This window comes from Chromobacterium sp. LK1 (genome assembly GCF_001043555.1).
In the GTDB taxonomy this organism is placed as follows: Bacteria; Pseudomonadota; Gammaproteobacteria; order Burkholderiales; family Chromobacteriaceae; genus Chromobacterium; species Chromobacterium aquaticum.
In genome coordinates this window covers 1-17053 of the sequence record NZ_LDUI01000007.1, presented here as the reverse complement: position 1 = coordinate 17053, position 17053 = coordinate 1, and the positions used below count along the sequence as shown (strand labels likewise).

The following is a 17053-nucleotide window of genomic DNA, read 5'->3' as shown; positions in this document are numbered from 1 at the left end:
CGAGCCATCGGCCTTGTCGGTGGAAGAATCCGCTCTGGAACAGTCCGAGCCCGCTGTTGCCGCCGAGGCGGGGGAAGCCATGACGGAGCTGCTGGCAGAGCCGAGCCTGGAGCCTGTCGCGCCTGATTTCGTCGCCGAGGAACTGGCGCCGGAGGTCGTGTCGGCTATTCCCGCTGCGGATTTCATGGCGGAGTCGCCTGAATTGGCGCAGATCTGGGCGCCGCCGCCGGAGGGGGAGCTGGAGCTGTCCGAGGCCGCTTTCGACGCCGAGGCGTTGGCGCAGGAGGCTGTGCCGGATATCGCCGCCGCGGATTCGCTGGCGGAACCGCCGGTGCTCGAGCAGATCTGGGAGCCGTCACAAGAGGTGTTTGAGGCCGAGCCCGCTACCGGCGCGCCCGCGCTGGCGGAGGAGCATGTGCCTGAGCCTGGGCTGGAGTCGTCGGTCCAGGATATTCCAGAGCTGGCGTTTGCCGCGGAGGAGGCCGTTGCGGATGAAGTCGCGACTCCCGAGCCGGACACGTTGGAGAGCGCCGCTGTAGTGGGCGTTGGCGTATTGGCGGCCGGTGTGGCCGCGGCAGCGATGTCGTCCACGGCTGAAGCGGAACCGGCGCCAGCCGCGCCGCGCGCGGTGGAAGTGCTGAATGTGTCCGAAGTGGCGTCGGCCGCCGCTGCTGCCGCGATGATGGCGCCGCAGGCGGTCAATGCGCCGCCGGGCACTGTTGCAGTGATAGACGAGCAAGCGCTATTGCAGTCGATGTACGAGAAAATGCTGCCGCGCATGAAGGTGGAGTTGTCCTTGTGGCTGCAGGATGCGTTGGAACTGCAGGCCAAGCAGATGCTGTCCGGGGTGATGCATCAGCTCAAGGAGGATTACGAGATGTTGTTCGGCGAAGCCTTGAAGGAGAGCTTGCGCCAGACCATCAATTCTTTGGGCAAGATTGAAAAGGATGGAAAACGCGATGAGTGATAGGTTGTCGCATATCGTCACCCGTACCGGCGACGACGGCAGCACCGGTCTGGGCGACGGCAGCCGGGTGGGCAAGGACAGCTTGCGCATCCGCGCGCTGGGCGAGGTGGATGAACTGAACTCGGTGCTGGGGGTGTTGCTGGCGGAAACGCTGCCGGACGAGGCCAGGGCCTGGCTCTCCGAGTCGCAGCACGATTTGTTCGATCTGGGCTCGGAGTTGGCGGTGCCCGGCTACAGCGCCTTGGGCGCCGAGCACGTGCAGGCGCTGGAGGCCGTGGTGGCGTTTCTGAACGAGGACTTGCCGCCGCTGCAGGAGTTCATCCTGCCTGGCGGCACCCGGGCGGCGGCATTGACGCACCAGGCGCGCTCGGTCTGCCGTCGCGCCGAGCGCGCGGTGGTGGCGCTGGCGCAGCAAGAGGCGGTTTCCGATGCGGCACGTCGCTATCTGAACCGCCTGTCCGATCTGCTGTTCGTGTTGTCACGCTATCTGAACCGCCAGGCCGGCGTGGCGGATGTGCTGTGGCGGCCAGGGCGCAAGACCGACCAGGCTTGAAAGCAAAACGGCAATCCGCAAGGATTGCCGTTTGTATTTAGCGCTCACGAACTGGAGCGCATCATGAACCGTGTCTTAAGCGACTTCCGATACTCGTGGCTTATTGGTGCTGCTCTGCAGCAGCGACTGGGTCGCCTGATACTGGGTCACCGCTAATTGGCCGCTAGCATTCTGCTGCTGCGAGCGGGTCACCGCGCTGGCGGCCTGGTCGTTCTGCTGTTCCGCCTGGTTGTTCACCGCCTGCTGCTCATTGGCGGCCTGCACCGTTGAGGTGTTGGGGCGCTGTTGTGCTTGCGGCGGCGGCGCGCTGGCTGCGCGGTTGGCGCTGGCCGCTTCCGCGGCGCGCTGCTGAATTTGGGGCGCATTGCTGGCGGCGTTGTTGGGCACGGCCGCCGCGGTACTACTGGTCAGGGCGGCCGCCTGGGCCTGCTCCTGTCCAACGCGTTGCTGCTCGCTGTTGCGGGTTTGCGCGGCATTGGTCTGCGCGGTGTTCAACTGCCGCTGCAGCTGCTGTTCGACGCGCGCGGTGTCGGGATTCTGCCGGACCGCGGTCTGGCTGACGTTTTGCTGTGAAACCGCTGGAGTGGCGGAGCGCGGTTCTTCCAGCGTTCTTTGCTCAGGCCGCGTGTTCTGCAGCGATTGCAATTGCTGCAGAGAGTTGAGGCTGCCTATGCTGCCAGTGCTTGCCATGTCGCTCTCTCCAAACCGTGGATACTGTTGCCGCCGCCCAGGACGGTATAGAGCCCAGTTGCCCTATATCGCTGATTCTAGAATCTTTTTCGGTCGATTGCCGAATTTTTTCTGTCCCAAGGGTCAGGTTTGTGGCAGCAATACCAAATCCAGCATGTGTTCGGCCAGTTGATCCACGCTCAGCGCTCCCTCGGAGCGATACCATTGCACCGACCAATGCAGGCTGCCCAACAGGGTGCGGCGCAGCAGCGCGGTGTCGCGCTTGATCAGGCCGGCGGCGGCGGCTTCGTCCAATACTTGCTGCCACAGCGCCTCGTAGCGGTCGCGCAGCACGATCAGGCCGGGCCGGGCGGCGGCGGACACGCTGCGCCATTCGTAGAGCATCACCTCCAGCGCCGCCTGGTTGTCCCCCAGCAGCGAATTGAGATGGACGCGGAACAGCGCGGCCAGTTTGGCGCGCGGGGTGATGGCTTCGTCAATGGCGCGCTTCAGTTGCTCGGTGGTGCTGGTGATGCCGAGCGCCATCACCGCGACCAGGATCTCCTCCTTGGTGCGGAAGTGGTAGAACAGGCTGCCGGACTGCATGCCGACCGCATTTCCCAGATCGCGCACCGTGGTGCGCTCATAGCCCTGGTCGCGGAACAGCATCGCCGCGGCGCGTATCAACTCCATGCGGCGGCTGTTTTCTTCGGCGGGTGCGGTGTGGTCTGTGGTCATTATTATTGGGCTTGTAGTGAGGGCTGGAGGGCTGTGCTTAGGGCAGCAGCGGTTGCGCGGCCTGCCAGACGCGCTCGGGTTCCATCTTTTCCAGGCAGTCGGTGTGACCGTAAGGGCAGGTCCGCTCGAAACAGGGGCTGCAATCCAGGTTGAGGGAGACGATGGCGGCTTGATCCGACAGCGGCGGGGTGAAGTCGGGGCTGGAGGAGCCGTATAGCGCCACCAGCGGCTTGCCCAGCGCCGCGGCCACGTGCATCAGCCCGGAGTCGTTGCAGACGGCGAGCGTGCTCAGGCCCATCAGGTCTATCGCTTCTTCCAGGCCGGTGGCGCCACAGAGGTTGACGGCCAGGCCGCCGGACAGGCGGCTGATGTCGTCGCCGACTTCGCGGTCCTTGGCGGAGCCGAACAGCCACACCGCGTAGCCGGCGGCGTCAAAGCGGCGCGCCAGTTCGGCGAAGTGCCTGGCCGGCCAGCGCTTGGCCGGGCCGTACTCGGCGCCGGGACAGAAGGCGACCGCCGGGCGGCTGGCGTCGAGCTTGAGCTTGGCCAGGACTGCCTGCTGGCTGGCGGCATTGGTGGCCAGCCGCGGGTGACTGAGCGGCCGCGGCAAGGCCGCGCCCTTGTCTTCCGCCAGCGCGCAGAAGCGTTCCACCATCATCGGCAGCGCCTGCTCGTCCAGTTCGCGCGCGTCGTTGAGAATCCAGTAGCGCGATTCGCCGAGGAAGCCGGTGCGCAGCGGGATGCCGGCGAACAACGGGATCAGCGCCGATTTCAGCGAGTTGGGCAGCACGATGGCCTGATCGAAGCGCTCGGCGGCCAGCTTGCGCGCCACTTTCCAGCGTTCGCCCAGGCGCAGCGCGCCATGGCCGAAGGGGTTGAGGTGGGCCTTGGCCACTTCCGGCATCCGCGCCAGCAAGGGCAGGGTCCAGGCTGGCGCGAACACGTGCAGTTCCAGCTCGGGATGGTGTTGGTGCAGTCTTTGGTACAGCGGTTGCGCCATGACGCTGTCGCCGACCCAGGAGGGGCCGATGACCAGAATTTTCTTCTTCATTGCAGATGTTCCGATTGCAAACCGAAACCGGGTCGCGACAGGGCGGCCCGGCTTGGGTTTGCCGACGAAGCGGGCCGGCAAGCAAAAAAGGTGCGGCTCGCGCCACACCTTAGCTGCGTTGCCGGCGCGGAGCCAGGCTCAGTGGTGGCTGCCTGCCGGGCCGTTCAGCTTGTAGCGGGTGCCACAGTAGGGGCACAGCGCTTCGCCGGTCTTGTGCACGGGCAGGAACACGCGCGGGTGGGAGTTCCAGGACACCATGTCCGGCATCGGGCAATGCAGCGGCAGGTCGTGCTGGGTGACTTCGATCACGCGTTGGGTGTTTTCTTTCAGTTCAGCCATTCTGTATTCCTTGCGGGCCGCTCGCGCGGGCGGGCGGCTTCGCTTTTCTCAATTGACGTAGGTCAGCCAGTGCTGGTGTTCGGCATCCAGTCCTTTGACGATGTCGAAGTAGCGCTTCTGGATTTCGGCGGTGATGGTACCACGATTGCCGTCGCCGATCGCGCGTCTGTCGAGCTCGCGGATCGGGGTCACTTCGGCGGCGGTGCCGGTGAAGAAGGCTTCGTCCGCGCTGTAGACCTCGTCGCGGGTGATGCGTTTCTCTATCAGTTCCAGCCCCATTTCCTTGGCGATCTGCACCACGGTATCGCGGGTGATGCCCTCCAGCGCGCTGGTCAGGTCCGGAGTGTACAGCTTGCCCTTGCGGATGATGAAGATGTTTTCACCGGAACCTTCCGCCACGAAACCGTCCACGTCCAGCAGCAGCGCCTCGTCGTAGCCGTCGGCGGTGGCTTCGTTGTTGGCCAGGATGGAGTTCATGTAGTTGCCGTTGGCCTTGGCCTTGCACATGGTGATGTTGACGTGGTGGCGGGTGAAGGAGGAGGTCTTCACGCGTATGCCTTTTTCCAGGCCTTCGTCGCCCAGGTAGGCGCCCCAGGGCCAGGCGGCCACGATCACGCGCACGTCGTTCTTCAGCGGCGCCACGCCCAGCTTGCCGGAGCCGTAGAAGGCCATCGGGCGGAAATAGCAGGATTTCAGGCCGTTGGCCTTGACCACGTCCAGATGGGCCTGGCTGATCTGCTCCGGCGTGAACGGCAGCTGCATGCCCAGGATCTTGGCGGAGCGGAACAGCCGCGCGGTATGGTCTTCCAGACGGAAGATGGCCGGGCCCTTGGGGGTTTCGTAGGCGCGCACGCCTTCGAACACGCCCATGCCGTAGTGCAGGGTGTGGGTCAGCACATGGGTGGTGGCGTCGCGCCAGTCAACCAGTTTGCCGTCATACCAGATATATCCGTCACGATCAGCCATCGACATCTTGGTGTTCTCCAATATTGTGTTTTCGTTTTGCGGGTTGGGCCGGATGCGGTCCGGCCTTATCCAATGAGTTTATCTCGCCGCCATGACGCTGTGAACCGTTTGTCAGGAAAAATTGAGCGCTTGCTCGAATACGCGTTGCCACAACGCTCGGCATTGGCTGTAGTCCTCCAGCAAGGCGGCGTCCGGCGCCACGGTCTGGCGTTCGTTGAGCCGGGCGGAGTGCTGTAGCCGGCGGTAGTGGCGGTAGGCGTTGCGCGCGGCTTCGGCGGCGGCGGCGGGGATCAGCCCGGCCTCGGCGGCGGTGGCCAGCAGCGCGATATTGCCGGCGTTAGCGGTCAGCGCCGGCAGCGCGTGGGCGTGGGCCAGAATCAGGTATTGGACGATGAATTCGATGTCTATGATGCCGCCGCGCGCGTTCTTGGGGTCTTCATCGCGGGAGGGGTGGCTGTCCAGCATGCGCTGGCGCATCGCCAGCACCTCGTCGCGCAGCGTGGAGAGATCGCGCCTGCGGGTCAGGATGGCGTGGCGCTCCTGCTCGAACTGGGCGCCGACTTCGGCATCGCCGGCCACGTAGCGGGCGCGGGTCAGCGCCTGGTGTTCCCAAACCCAGGCCTGCTGCTCCTGATACTGACGGAAGGCGTTGACCGAGCTGACCAGCAGGCCGCTGGCGCCGTTGGGGCGCAGCCGCAGGTCGATGTCGTAGAGCACGCCGGCGGCAGTGGCGCTGGTCAGCCAGGTGGACATCTTGCGCGCCAGCCGCGAGTACAGCTCGGCGGCGTCCGGATGTTCGTCGTCGTAGAGGAAGATCAGGTCCAGGTCCGAGGCGTAGCCCAGTTCTTTGCCGCCCAGCTTGCCGTAACCGATGATGGCGAAGCGCGGCGTGTCGCAGTGGCGGCTGGGGATGTCCAGCCAGGCGTGGCGCAGCGTGGCCGCCAGCACGATGTCGGCGAGCAGCGACAGTTGGTCGGACAGCGCCTCCACCGTCCACATGCCGGCCAGGTCCTGCGCCACCAGGCGGAAGGATTGCGCGTGTTGGAAATGGCGCAGCGCGTCCATCTTGGCCTCCACGTCGCCGTCGGCCTGGCTCAGTTGCTGTTCCAGCTGTGCTTCCAGCTGCGGCCAGTCCGGCGTGGCGTAGAGCACGCGCGCGTCCAGCAGTTCGTCCAGCAGTATCGGGTGGCGGGTCAGATAGCCGGAGACCCAGGCGCTGGACGAGTAGAGCGAGGCCAGCCGCTGCAGGGTCTGCGGGTATTCGGTCAGCAGCGCCAGGTAGGAGGCGCGGCGGCTGATCGCTTCCATCAGCGCGATGATGCGCGCCAGCGTGGCGTCGGCGTTGTCGAAGCGGGAAGCGACCTCGATCAGCGCCGGCATCAATTGGTCGAACTGCTTGCGGCCGTTCAGCGGCATCTGCTGGTAGCGCTGTCCCTGAGCCAGGCTTTGCAGTTGGCGCGCCACTTGTTCCGGTTCAGAGAAGCCCAGCGCTTGCAGTTTTTCCACCGGCAGGCAGTCGGCGATGTCCAGCCATAGTTCGGAGAGCGGATGATCGGCGGCGCCCTCGGTGGGCAGGATGAACACTTGCTCGAAGTGGCGGGTGACCTTGCGGCGCTGCTGGTTGAGCCGATTCATGAACTGCTCCCAGTCGGCGCAGCCCATGCTGGCGGCGATGCGGGCGCGGTTGTCCGCGCCGCTGGGCAAGGTTTGGGTTTGTTGATCGTCCAGATATTGCAGCCGGTGTTCCAGATTGCGCAGAAAGGCATAGGCCTCGAGCAACTCGGTGACGGCGGCGGGCTCCAGCAGCCGCAGTTCTCCCAGCCGGCGCAGCGTTTCGCGAGTGCCGCGCAGTTGCAGGCTGCGGTCGCGGCCGCCGCGTATCAGCTGGAACACTTGGGCGATGAACTCCACTTCGCGGATGCCGCCGGGCCCCAGCTTGATGTTGTCGGCCATGTCGCGGCGCGCCACTTCGCGGCGAATCTGCGCATGCAGTTCACGCATCGCGCCGTAGGCGCTGTAGTCCAGGTATTTGCGGTAGATGAAGGGGCGGGCCATGTCGGCCAGCGCCGCCGCGTCGCCGCTGAGCGCCCTGGCCTTGATCCAGGCGTAGCGCTCCCATTCCCGGCCCTGGCTCAGCAGATAGTTTTCCAGCGCGGCGAAACTCATCGCCAGCGGGCCGGAGTCGCCGTAGGGCCGCAGCCGCATGTCGACGCGGAACACCTGGCCGTCGGCGGTGACGTCGTTGAGCAGGGCGATCAGCTTCTTGCCCATCTGAGTGAAGTATTCGTGGTTGCTGATGCTGCGGCCGCCATGGGCGGCGCCGTCGGTGTCGCCGCTCTCGGGGTAGATGAAGATCAGGTCGATGTCGGAGCTGACGTTGAGCTCGCCGCCGCCCAGCTTGCCCATGCCGATGACGATCAACTGCTGGACCTCGCCGCTATCCTCGCCTATCGGCTGGCCGTAGTGGGCGAGGCCGGCGCGCGCCGAGGCCAGCGCCCGTTCTACGGCGAAATCAGCCAGCGCGCTGACGGTGGACACCACCTCGTCCAGGCTCGCCAGGCCGTTGAGGTCGCGGCAGATCAGCCGCGCCACCACCGCCTGGCGCAGCCGCCGCAGCGCCGGCGCCAGCCCTTCGGCGTCGCTCAGCGCCTGCCAGTCGGCGAAGGCTTCCATCTCCGCCGCGTCAAAAGGCTGGCCTAGCCGGGCTTGCAGCCGCTCCAGCTCCTCGGGGCGGGCGGTCAGCAAACGCTGCAGATAGTGGGAGAACTCGCGGCTGCGGGCAATGGCAGCGGCCGTGTTTGCTGGCATAATAGGCCTCTACGGCATGTCAATTCTTGATGGCCACATTGTAACGGTTTGCCGCATTTGGAAAAGCTATTCTCCGTTCTGTCCCATATCCATGTGATCAAGGTCCTGAAACGGACCTGTGCGCTGTTGGGAATGGCCATCGCCGCCGCCTTGATGCTGCTGCTGGTAGCGTTCTGCGCGTTCACTTTCTGGGTGCTGCCCAATCTGGACCAGTTTCGCCAGCCGCTGGAGCGCTATCTGAGCCAGTCGCTGGGACGGCCGGTGCAGGTGGCGGCCTTGTCCGGCGAGTGGCTGACCGTGGGGCCGCGTTTCGAGCTGGGCGGCGTCACCATCGCCAATCCGCAGGACGGCAAGGCGCTGACCTTGCGCCAGGTATCGCTGGAGCCGTCGTGGCGTTCCTTGCTGGCGCTGGAGCCGCGGCTGGCCAGCGTGGTGGTCAAGGGGCCGACGGTGGAGCTGCTGCGCTCGCGCCAGGGCGTGATCTATCTGAACGGTTTCGATCTGACTTCCGGCCCGTCCGACAGCGGCCTGGGCAATTGGCTGCTGCGTCAGCCCAGCCTGGAAATCAGCGATGCGCGGCTGAGCTGGCAGGATGAGCTGCTGGGCCTGCCGCGGCTGGACCTGAGCCAGGGCCAGCTCAAGCTGAGCGCCGGCCTGCTCGGTCACAACCTGAAGCTGTCGGGCCAGCCGGCGGCGTCCTTGGGCAAGGGCTTTGATCTGACTGCGTCCTGGCGCGGCGACGATATCGCCGCCTGGCAGCAGTGGTCGGGCTCGCTCAAGGTGGCGCTGGACGGCGCCAAGGTGGGCTCGTGGACGCGTTATCTGCAGCAATTGGGCATGCTGCGCAGCGGCGAGGGCAGTGGCACGGTGGAGATGTCCTTCTCCGACGGCGCCATCGATGGGCTGACCGCCAATGTCAATGTCCACGACGCAGCGTACACGCCGCCGGATTCGCATGAATTGGTGCTGCCGCGGTTGCAGGGCGAATTGCAGCTGACGCGCCAACTCAGTGGCAGCTACAAGGTCAAGGCCAGCCGGCTCACCCTGGCCAGCGCCAGCGGCCTGGCCTTCGACAACTCCAATATCGACGGCGAGTGGCGCTATGGCGCGCAGGGTTTCGGCCAGCTGACGCTGGACAATGTCGATCTAGGTCATCTGACCCCCTTCATTCACGCGCTGGGCGCCGATCGCAACCCGCTGTTCGCGCGTTTCTCGCCCAGCGGTGCCTTGCGCGACCTGACCGTCAGCTGGAAGGGCGCGCTGGAAGCTCCCAAGGCGTTCAAGCTCAAGTCCCGCTTCGAGAAACTGGCCTGGCAGCCTTTCGATGGCCTGCCCGGCGTGGCTGGCGTCAGCGGCGCGATCAACTTCGACGAAAACGGCGGCCGGCTGCAGCTGGACACCGGCAAGTCCCAGGTCAGCTATCCCTCGGTGTTCGTCGCGCCGCTGGCTTTCGACAAGCTGACCGCCGATGTGGACTGGCAGCGGCAGGGACAGGCCGTGACCTTGGATTTCCGCCGGGTCGATTTCTCCAACGCCGAGCTGTCCGGCAGCCTGCAGGGCAGTTACCGCCATCAGGGCGAAGGCGCCGGCGTCGCCGATTTGCGCGCCAGCATCGCCGGGGTGCCGGCGGCCAGGGTGGTGGATTATCTGCCGACCGAGGTCGGCGAACACACCATGCGCTGGCTGCGCCAGGCGCTACAGGGCGGGCAGCTGCGCCAGGCGACAATGAAGCTGCGCGGCGATCTGGAGCAGTTTCCCTTCGTCGGCGGCAAGGGCGGTGAGTTTCTGGTGGAAGCCGAAGTGGAGCGCGCGCGTCTCAGCTATCAGCCGGGCTGGCCGCGCATTGACGACATTGATGCCCAATTGCTGTTCCACAATGAGCGCATGGAAGTGAACGCGCGCCATGCCAGCACCGTGGGCGTGCCGCTGAGCGGCGTCAAGGCGGTGATCGCCCATCTGGGCGCCGAGGTGCCCATGCTGACGGTGGAGGGCCGCGCGGCCGATCGCCTGCAGCGCATGCTGGCCTTCACCACCCAAAGCCCGGTGGATGGTTGGCTGGACGGCTTCACCGGCCAGATCGAGGCCGGCGGCGACGCCAGCCTTGATCTGAAATTGACGATACCGCTGGCCGGAGAGCAAGGCGTGGCGGTGCGCGGCGATCTTCACTTCGCCGACAACGCGCTGCGCTTCAAGTCCCTGCCGATTCCGCCGCTGAGCAAGACGCGCGGCCGGCTGACCTTTACCGAGCGCGGCGTGGACAGTCCCGGCCTGCAGTTCGTCGGCTTTGGCGGGCCGTTCCAGCTGAAGGCCAATACCGGCGTCGATAAGCGCATGCGTTTCGAACTGACCGGCCAGGCCGATTCGCGCCAAGTGTTGCAACAATATCTGCCGGCGCTGGCGCCGCGGGCGGCGGGCAAGTCAGGCTACCGCGCGCAGTTCGTCGTCAAGCAGGGCCTGGAAAGCTTGGCCGTGAGCTCGGATCTGCAAGGCACCGGCTTCGATTTGCCAGCGCCGCTGGCCAAGGCCGCCGCCGCGGCGCTGCCTTTGCAATTGCAGCTGCGGCCGCAGCAGATGCGCGGCGTCCAGACCCAGCGGCTGGAGTTCAGCCTGGAGGGCATGCTCAGCGGCCGCTTGCGGTTGGACGAGCACGGCGAGTTGCAAGCCGGCGCGCTGGGCGTCGGCCGCGCGCCGGGAGAGCCGGTGGCGACTGGATTGGCGGTGCGGGTGGCGCAGCCCAAGGTGGTGCTGGAGGATTGGCTGAAGCTGGCCGATGGCGCTCAATCCGCGAGCGGAGAGCCGGCGGCGCTGCCGGCGGTGCAGCTGGAACTGGATACGCCGGAGCTGGTGCTGCCCGGGCTGAGCCTGCATAAGGTGAACGCCAAGCTGGGCAACCGCGAATTGTCCAAGGCCTGGACCATACAGCTGCGTTCCAATGAGATGAGCGGCGATGCCAGTTATCGGCCGGAAGGCGACGGCCTGCTGCAGGCCAATCTCAGCCGGCTGGCCTTGAGCCTGCCGGCGGACAAGAAGGAGGGCGCGGCTGACAGCAAGGCGACGGACGAGGCGTCGATGCTGAACCGCAAATTGCCGGACATGAAGGTGCGCGTCGGCGAACTGGTGCTGCAAGGACGCTCGGTGGGCCGGCTGGAGCTGGAGGCGCGCCGCGACGGCAGTGTCTGGCAGATGGCGCCGCTGCGGCTGACCACCAACGACGGCACGCTGAAGGCCACGGTGCGTTCGGACGCGCGCGGCGCCGGCAATGTCGACGCCCGTTTCGAACTGAATGTCAGCGATGCCGGCAAGCTGCTGACGCGGCTGGGCCAGGGCGAGATTTTCCGCAACGGCCAGGGCACGCTCAGCGGCCGCTTGAATTGGCCCGGCGGCCTGGGCGATCTGGATTTGGCCAAGGTATCCGGCGAATTGGCGCTAGACTTCAAGGACGGACGCTTCGCCAAGGTGGACCCGGGCGTGGTCAAGCTTTTGGGCGCGCTCAGCCTGCAGTCGCTGCCGCGCCGCATCCGCCTGGACTTCACCGATGTGTTCAGCGACGGTTTCGCCTTCGACACCCTCAAGGGCGAGGCGAAGGCGCGCAACGGTCTGTTCACCTCCCCCAAGGTGGAGATGAAGGGGCCGGGCGCGGAAGTGACGATTTCCGGAGTGCTGGATCTGGGCAAGGAGAGCCAGGCCTTGAAGGTGCATGTGCTGCCGCGCTTGGCTGAGAGCGTGGCGCTGGCGGCGGGCGCGGCCCTGCTCAACCCGGTGGTGGGCATCGCCACGCTGGCGGCGCAGAAAGTGCTGCGCGATCCGGTGGGCCGCATCCTGTCGGTGGATTACGAAGTGAGCGGCTCGCTGCGCGATCCCAAGGTGGTGCGCACCGCGATCGGTCCGATACAGCAGAACAAAGGGGGAAAACCATGAAGCAGAAATTTTTGGCGGCGGCGGTGCAGATGGTGTCCGGCTCCGACGTGGACGCCAATGTACGGCGCGCCGCGCATTGGGTGGCGGAAGCCGCGGCCAAGGGCGCGCGGCTGGTGGTCCTGCCCGAGTATTTTTGCCTGATGGGACGGCAGGAAACCGACAAGGTGGCCGTGTGCGAAGCCTATGGCGACGGTCCCATCCAGCAGGCGCTGGCGCGGATGGCGCGGGAGAACCGCGTGTGGCTGGCCGCCGGCACCGTGCCGCTGCGCAGCCCGGAGCCGCAGCGGGTGTTGAACACCACCTTGCTGTTCGACCCGGACGGCGAGGTGCGCGCGCGCTACGACAAGATCCATCTGTTCGGCTTCTCCGGCCTGGGCGAGAGTTATTGCGAATCCAACACCATCCGTCCGGGCGAGCAGCCGGTGAAAGCGGACCTGGGCTTCGCCGAGATGGCCTTCGGCATCTGCTACGATCTGCGCTTTCCCGAGCTGTTCCGCCAGTTGTCGCCCTATGATCTGATGATTTTGCCGGCGGCCTTCACCGCCACCACCGGCGAGGCGCATTGGGAGCCCTTGCTGCGCGCGCGCGCGATAGAGAATCAGAGCTATGTGCTGGCCTCGGCGCAGGGCGGAGAACACGACAACGGCCGCAAGACCCACGGGCATTCGATGATCATCGATCCCTGGGGCCGCGTGCTGGCCGAAATTGACAAGGGCGAGGGCATGATCCTCGCCGAAATCGACCCGACATTGATCCAGTCGGTGCGCACCCGCCTGCCGGCGCTGGCGCACCGCGTACTCGCGTGAAAGAACCCGACACTATGCAAGATGCTTTCTCCGCGGCAGACAGCCTGCTGCTCAAGCCTTACGGTCTGGACGAGGCGGCTTTGGAAGCCACGCTGGCGCGCATGCGCCACCACGCCATCGACTACGCCGATCTCTATTTTCAATACACCCGCAGCGAGGCCTGGAGCCTGGAAGAGGGCATCGTCAAGTCCGGCAGCTTCAGCATCGATCAAGGCGTGGGCGTGCGCGCGGTGGCCGGAGACAAGACCGCCTTCGCCTATTCCGACGCCATCAGCCTGGAGGCCCTGAGCCGCTCCGCCGACGCGGTGCGCGCCATCGGCCAGGCGGGCGGCGACGGTTCCGCCGGCGCGCAGACCCTGCGCGCGCCCAAGCCGCTGTATCCGGCGCTGGACCCGTGTCACAGCCTGGAAGCGGCGGCCAAGGTGGCCTTGCTGGAAAAAGTGGAGCGGATGGCCCGCGCCTTGGACCCGCGGGTGATCCAGGTGATGGCCGGCATGGCCAGCGAATACGATGTGGTCTACGTGGCGCGCCACGACGGCGTGCGCGCCGCCGATGTGCGGCCGCTGGTGCGGCTGTCGGTGTTGGTGATCGCCGAACAAAACGGCCGCCGCGAGCAGGGCTCCAGCGGCGGCGGCGGCCGCTTCGACCTGGCCTACTTCGACGACGAGGTGCTGGAGCGCTATGCGCGCCAGGCGGTGCATCAGGCGCTGACCAATCTGGATTCGCGGCCGGCGCCGGCCGGCCAGATGACCGTGGTGCTGGGGTCGGGCTGGCCCGGCGTGTTGTTGCACGAGGCGATAGGTCATGGCCTGGAAGGCGATTTCAACCGCAAGGGCACTTCGGCCTTTTCCGGCAAGATCGGCCAGCGGGTGGCGGCGAAGGGTGTCACGGTGGTGGACGACGGGGTGATGGAGGAGCGGCGCGGCTCGCTGGCGATAGACGACGAGGGCAATCCCACTCAGCGCACCGTGCTGATCGAGGATGGCGTGCTCAAGGGCTATATGCAGGATGCGATGAATTCGCGCCTGATGCAGGTGGGCGCCACCGGCAACGGCCGTCGCGAGTCCTACGCCCACATCCCGATGCCGCGGATGACCAATACCTATATGCTGGCCGGCCAGCACGATCCGCAGGAAATCATCGCCTCGGTCAAGGACGGCTTGTACGCGGTCAATTTCGGCGGCGGTCAGGTGGACATCACCAGCGGCAAGTTCGTGTTTTCGGCGTCGGAAGCCTGGCGCATCGAAAACGGCAAGCTCAGCTACCCGGTCAAGGGCGCCACCCTGATAGGCAACGGGCCGGACGTGCTCAACTACGTCAGCATGATAGGCAATGATTTGCAGCTGGATCAGGGCGTCGGCGTCTGCGGCAAGGAAGGCCAGAGCGTGCCGGTGGGCGTGGGCCAGCCCACGCTGCGCATAGACGGAGGGCTGACCGTGGGCGGCACCGGCGGCTAAGAACCTGTTCAAAGTCTGCTGCGCTTCGGCGATACGGCGTTGAAAACGAGCTCAAAATGCTCATGTACCACTTGTACATTCCGCTTTTTCACTCGTTTTCGCCTTGTCTCGCTCTTGCTCGCGAGACTTTGAACAGGCTCAAAGAACCTATGTAAACAGGTTCTTTGAGAAAGGCGAAGCGCTGGAGCTTCGCTTTTTTTTGCGCCTATTTTCAAATTGAACAAGCAGATCATCCAAATTTAAAGCCAATTATCAAATTCCTTGGGCGGCGACACAATGCGCTGGTCCGGTGTCGCCGTGGTGGCGACGCCGCAATCGGGAGACGATGATGAAAGCTTTGACCTTGGCGCTGGGCTTCGGCCTGGCCTTCAGTACGGCCTTCGCCGGCGCGGCGGAAAACCTGCCGCAGCCGGCGCGGGTGTGGGCGGACCGCCCGGCTGGCAGCGTGGCGGCGGTGAAACTGGCCGCATTGCGCTACGCGGCATTCTGGAACAGCGGCGATCCTCGCTACGCCGAGCTGGCGCTGGACCCCGACTTCATCGACCGCACTCTGCCCGCCGGCCGTCAGCAGGGCGTGGCCGGGCCCTTGCAGGCTTCGCGCCAGTTCCGCGCCGCGGTGCCGGATTTGAAGGTGGACGTCACCGATATGGTGCTGGCCGGCGACCGCGTCGCGCTGCGCCTGCATTTCCAGGGCCATTTCAGCGGCCGCTTCGGCGATGTGCAAGGCCAGGGCCAACCGGTGGAGTTCCAGGCCTTCGACCTGTACCGCGTCAAGAACGGCCGCATCGCCGAGAACTGGCATCTGGAAGACAATCTGACCCTGATGCGGCAACTGGGCGTGGTGAAGCCATGAACGCAGCGGATTTTTCTTTCCACGGCCAGGTCGTGGTGGTGCTGGGTGGCGGCTCCGGCATCGGCCGAGCGGTGGCGGACGCGGCCGTGGCGGCCGGCGCGAGGGTCTATGTGCTGGGACGTAGCGCCCAATCCGAGGCGGATCGCGAAGGTATACAGGCGGACATTACCGACAGCCGGGCATTGGCCCGGGCCTTCGCCGACATCGGCCGCATCGATCACCTGGTGCTGACCGCAGGTGCCCGGGTCGGCGCGCCGGCCTTGGCCGAGTTGAGCGAGGAAGCGTTGCGGCAGACTTTCGACGTCAAGCTGTTCGGCAGCCTGCTGGCGCTGCGCGAGGCCTTGCCCTATCTGGCGGAGCGGGCGTCGGTGACCTTCACCTCCGGCCTGTTGGCGCGCAAATTCTCCAGCGGCGGCCTGCTGAAAAGCACGGTCAACGCCGCGCTGGAAGCGGCGGCCAAGAATCTGGCCAAGGAGCTGGCGCCGCGCCGCGTCAACGTGGTCAGCCCCGGCGTGGTGGACACCGAGCTATGGGGCGAGGCCGGCTCGGCCGCGCGTCAGGCGACGCTGGCCCGCATCGGCCAGGGCCTGCCCGTCGGCCGCGTCGGCCAGCCGTGGGAATTGGCGCAAGCCTATCTGCTGGCGATGGCCAACGGCTTCATCACTGGCGCGGTGCTGGACGTGGAGGGCGGGGCCTTGTTGTAGGCCCGCCCCAAGAGAGAGGACTCGAGATGTCCGATACCCTACCCATCAATCGTCGCCAGTTCCTGGCCGGCGCGGCCGCGGGCAGCACCGCGCTGATGCTGGCGCACGGCGCGGCGCTGGCGGCGACAGGAGCAAGCAAGATGACGACAACTTCAACAAGCGGCGGCGCTTTCTGGCCGAATGGCGCCCGCCTGGCGATTTCGATTTCCATGCAGTTCGAGGCTGGCGCGCAGCCGGAGCGCGGCGCTAGTGGGCCGTTTCCGCCGCTGGACCCCAAGTACGCGGATCTGCCGATGCAAAGCTGGTACGACTATGGCGTGAAGGAGGGCATTCCGCGGCTGCTGGATTTGTGGGACCGCACCGGGGTCAAGGTGACTTCGCACATGGTGGGGCAGGCGGTGGACCGCAGCCCGCGGCTGGCGCGCGAGATCGTGGCGCGCGGCCACGAGGCGGCGGCGCACGGCCAAACCTGGGAGCCGCAATACCCGATGACGCCGGAGCAGGAACTGGCGGCCTACAGCGCCAATATCGCCAGCATCGAGCGCGCCACCGGCACGCGGCCGGTGGGCTTCAACGCCTTCTGGCTGCGCGGCACGCCCAATACCCTGAGCATTCTGCAGCAGCTGGGCTTTCTCTATCACATCGACAACGTCAGCCGAGACGAGCCGTTCACGGTGCCGGTCAAGGGCAAGCCGTTCGTGGTGGTGCCCTATACCTTGCGCAACAACGACATCGTGCGTTTCGATTCGCCGGCGCTGAGCAATGAGGCTTATCTGTCGGATCTGAAGGCCGAGTTCGACGTGCTCTACGCCGAGGCGGGTTCGCGGCGGCGGATGATGTCGATCAGCACCCACGACCGTATTTCCGGCTCGCCGGCGCGGGTCAAGGCGCTGGAGCAGTTCATCCGCTATGCGCAGGGCCATGCCGGCGTCGCCTTCATGCGCAAGGACGAGATCGCGCGCTACGCGCTGCAGGCGGACAAGGTGCCGGCGGACTGAGTTCTTGAGTCGCGTTCCACAACCGCGGTACGGCCATTGGCCGCGCCGCGGTTTTCTTAGAACCTGTTCAAAGTCTGCTGCGCTGCGGCGATACGGCGTTGAAACCAAGCTCAAAATGCTCATGTACCACGAGTACATTCCGCTTTTTCGCTCGTTTTCGCCTTGTCTCGCCCTTTCTCGCGAGATCGTAAACGCATTCTAAGGGCTCACACTCGCAAAGTTATGA

At 65.8% G+C, this 17053-nt stretch carries 13 protein-coding genes and 1 pseudogene; 8 read left to right on the top strand and 6 right to left on the bottom strand.

Going from position 1 to position 17053, the window contains the following annotated elements; genetic code table 11:
- Both VI26_RS24790 and VI26_RS04620 read left to right on the top strand, forming a co-directional pair.
- A pseudogene (locus VI26_RS24790) lies at window positions 1-967 on the top strand (hypothetical protein); the annotation flags it as partial.
- Window positions 960-1520: a cob(I)yrinic acid a,c-diamide adenosyltransferase gene (locus VI26_RS04620; RefSeq protein WP_048408591.1), complete on the top strand. Its 561-nt coding sequence runs from the start codon at window positions 960-962 to the stop codon at window positions 1518-1520. The pseudogene VI26_RS24790 and the gene VI26_RS04620, both read left to right, overlap by 8 nt.
- A 75-nt stretch (window positions 1521-1595) precedes the next feature.
- Here VI26_RS04620 and VI26_RS04615 read toward each other — a convergent pair whose 3' ends face one another.
- From VI26_RS04615 to glnE, 6 genes are all read right to left on the bottom strand, one after another.
- Entirely contained in the window at window positions 1596-2210 is a 615-nt protein-coding gene (locus VI26_RS04615) for a hypothetical protein (RefSeq protein ID WP_048408590.1), read from the bottom strand.
- Between the two features lie 123 nt (window positions 2211-2333).
- Window positions 2334-2882: a TetR/AcrR family transcriptional regulator gene (locus VI26_RS04610; protein ID WP_231580953.1), complete on the bottom strand. Its 549-nt coding sequence runs from the start codon at window positions 2880-2882 to the stop codon at window positions 2334-2336.
- 82 nt (window positions 2883-2964) lie between these two features.
- Window positions 2965-3978, bottom strand: a complete 1014-nt coding sequence (gene waaF / locus VI26_RS04605) for a lipopolysaccharide heptosyltransferase II (protein WP_048408588.1) — start codon at window positions 3976-3978, stop codon at window positions 2965-2967.
- A gap of 138 nt (window positions 3979-4116) precedes the next feature.
- Window positions 4117-4317 (bottom strand): zinc-finger domain-containing protein, encoded by a 201-nt coding sequence (locus VI26_RS04600; protein ID WP_048408587.1) that lies wholly within the window; start codon window positions 4315-4317, stop codon window positions 4117-4119.
- A gap of 48 nt (window positions 4318-4365) precedes the next feature.
- Window positions 4366-5289 (bottom strand): branched-chain amino acid transaminase, encoded by a 924-nt coding sequence (locus VI26_RS04595; RefSeq protein ID WP_048408586.1) that lies wholly within the window; start codon window positions 5287-5289, stop codon window positions 4366-4368.
- Between the two features lie 105 nt (window positions 5290-5394).
- Window positions 5395-8091 carry a bifunctional [glutamate--ammonia ligase]-adenylyl-L-tyrosine phosphorylase/[glutamate--ammonia-ligase] adenylyltransferase gene (glnE, locus tag VI26_RS04590; protein ID WP_048408585.1) on the bottom strand — a complete coding sequence of 899 codons (2697 nt, stop codon included), beginning with the start codon at window positions 8089-8091 and terminating at the stop codon, window positions 5395-5397.
- Between the two features lie 57 nt (window positions 8092-8148).
- On the opposite strand from glnE, the gene VI26_RS04585 reads away from it, so the two are divergent.
- From VI26_RS04585 to VI26_RS04560, 6 genes are all read left to right on the top strand, one after another.
- Window positions 8149-12009 (top strand): YhdP family protein, encoded by a 3861-nt coding sequence (locus tag VI26_RS04585; RefSeq protein ID WP_231580952.1) that lies wholly within the window; start codon window positions 8149-8151, stop codon window positions 12007-12009.
- Entirely contained in the window at window positions 12006-12815 is an 810-nt protein-coding gene (locus VI26_RS04580) for a carbon-nitrogen hydrolase family protein (RefSeq protein ID WP_048408584.1), read from the top strand. The genes VI26_RS04585 and VI26_RS04580 overlap by 4 nt, the downstream gene beginning before the upstream one ends.
- Before the next feature lie 14 nt (window positions 12816-12829).
- Entirely contained in the window at window positions 12830-14272 is a 1443-nt protein-coding gene (gene tldD / locus VI26_RS04575) for a metalloprotease TldD (RefSeq protein ID WP_048408583.1), read from the top strand.
- 328 nt (window positions 14273-14600) lie between these two features.
- The gene (locus VI26_RS04570) at window positions 14601-15125 is read left to right on the top strand and encodes an ester cyclase (RefSeq protein ID WP_048408582.1); all 525 of its coding nucleotides are present in this window, start codon (window positions 14601-14603) and stop codon (window positions 15123-15125) included.
- On the top strand, window positions 15122-15829 hold the full coding sequence (locus VI26_RS04565) for an SDR family oxidoreductase (RefSeq protein WP_048408581.1): 708 nt from the start codon (window positions 15122-15124) through the stop codon (window positions 15827-15829). Before VI26_RS04570 ends, VI26_RS04565 begins: the two co-directional genes overlap by 4 nt.
- A 26-nt stretch (window positions 15830-15855) precedes the next feature.
- Window positions 15856-16827: a polysaccharide deacetylase family protein gene (locus tag VI26_RS04560; protein ID WP_048408580.1), complete on the top strand. Its 972-nt coding sequence runs from the start codon at window positions 15856-15858 to the stop codon at window positions 16825-16827.
- The last annotated feature ends 226 nt before the right edge of the window (window positions 16828-17053 follow it).

What these genes read in the sequence shown, in the direction of transcription:
- VI26_RS04620 (WP_048408591.1), top strand. Translation starts at nt 960, where the DNA reads ATGAGTGATAGGTTGTCGCATATCGTCACCCGTACCGGCGACGACGGC.
- VI26_RS04570 (WP_048408582.1), top strand. Translation starts at nt 14,601, where the DNA reads ATGAAAGCTTTGACCTTGGCGCTGGGCTTCGGCCTGGCCTTCAGTACG.
- VI26_RS04595 (WP_048408586.1), bottom strand. Translation starts at nt 5,289, where the DNA reads ATGTCGATGGCTGATCGTGACGGATATATCTGGTATGACGGCAAACTG.
- VI26_RS04610 (WP_231580953.1), bottom strand. Translation starts at nt 2,882, where the DNA reads ATGGAGTTGATACGCGCCGCGGCGATGCTGTTCCGCGACCAGGGCTAT.
- VI26_RS04560 (WP_048408580.1), top strand. Translation starts at nt 15,856, where the DNA reads ATGTCCGATACCCTACCCATCAATCGTCGCCAGTTCCTGGCCGGCGCG.
- VI26_RS04615 (WP_048408590.1), bottom strand. Translation starts at nt 2,210, where the DNA reads ATGGCAAGCACTGGCAGCATAGGCAGCCTCAACTCTCTGCAGCAATTG.
- VI26_RS04600 (WP_048408587.1), bottom strand. Translation starts at nt 4,317, where the DNA reads ATGGCTGAACTGAAAGAAAACACCCAACGCGTGATCGAAGTCACCCAG.
- VI26_RS04565 (WP_048408581.1), top strand. Translation starts at nt 15,122, where the DNA reads ATGAACGCAGCGGATTTTTCTTTCCACGGCCAGGTCGTGGTGGTGCTG.
- VI26_RS04580 (WP_048408584.1), top strand. Translation starts at nt 12,006, where the DNA reads ATGAAGCAGAAATTTTTGGCGGCGGCGGTGCAGATGGTGTCCGGCTCC.
- tldD (WP_048408583.1), top strand. Translation starts at nt 12,830, where the DNA reads ATGCAAGATGCTTTCTCCGCGGCAGACAGCCTGCTGCTCAAGCCTTAC.
- waaF (WP_048408588.1), bottom strand. Translation starts at nt 3,978, where the DNA reads ATGAAGAAGAAAATTCTGGTCATCGGCCCCTCCTGGGTCGGCGACAGC.
- glnE (WP_048408585.1), bottom strand. Translation starts at nt 8,091, where the DNA reads ATGCCAGCAAACACGGCCGCTGCCATTGCCCGCAGCCGCGAGTTCTCC.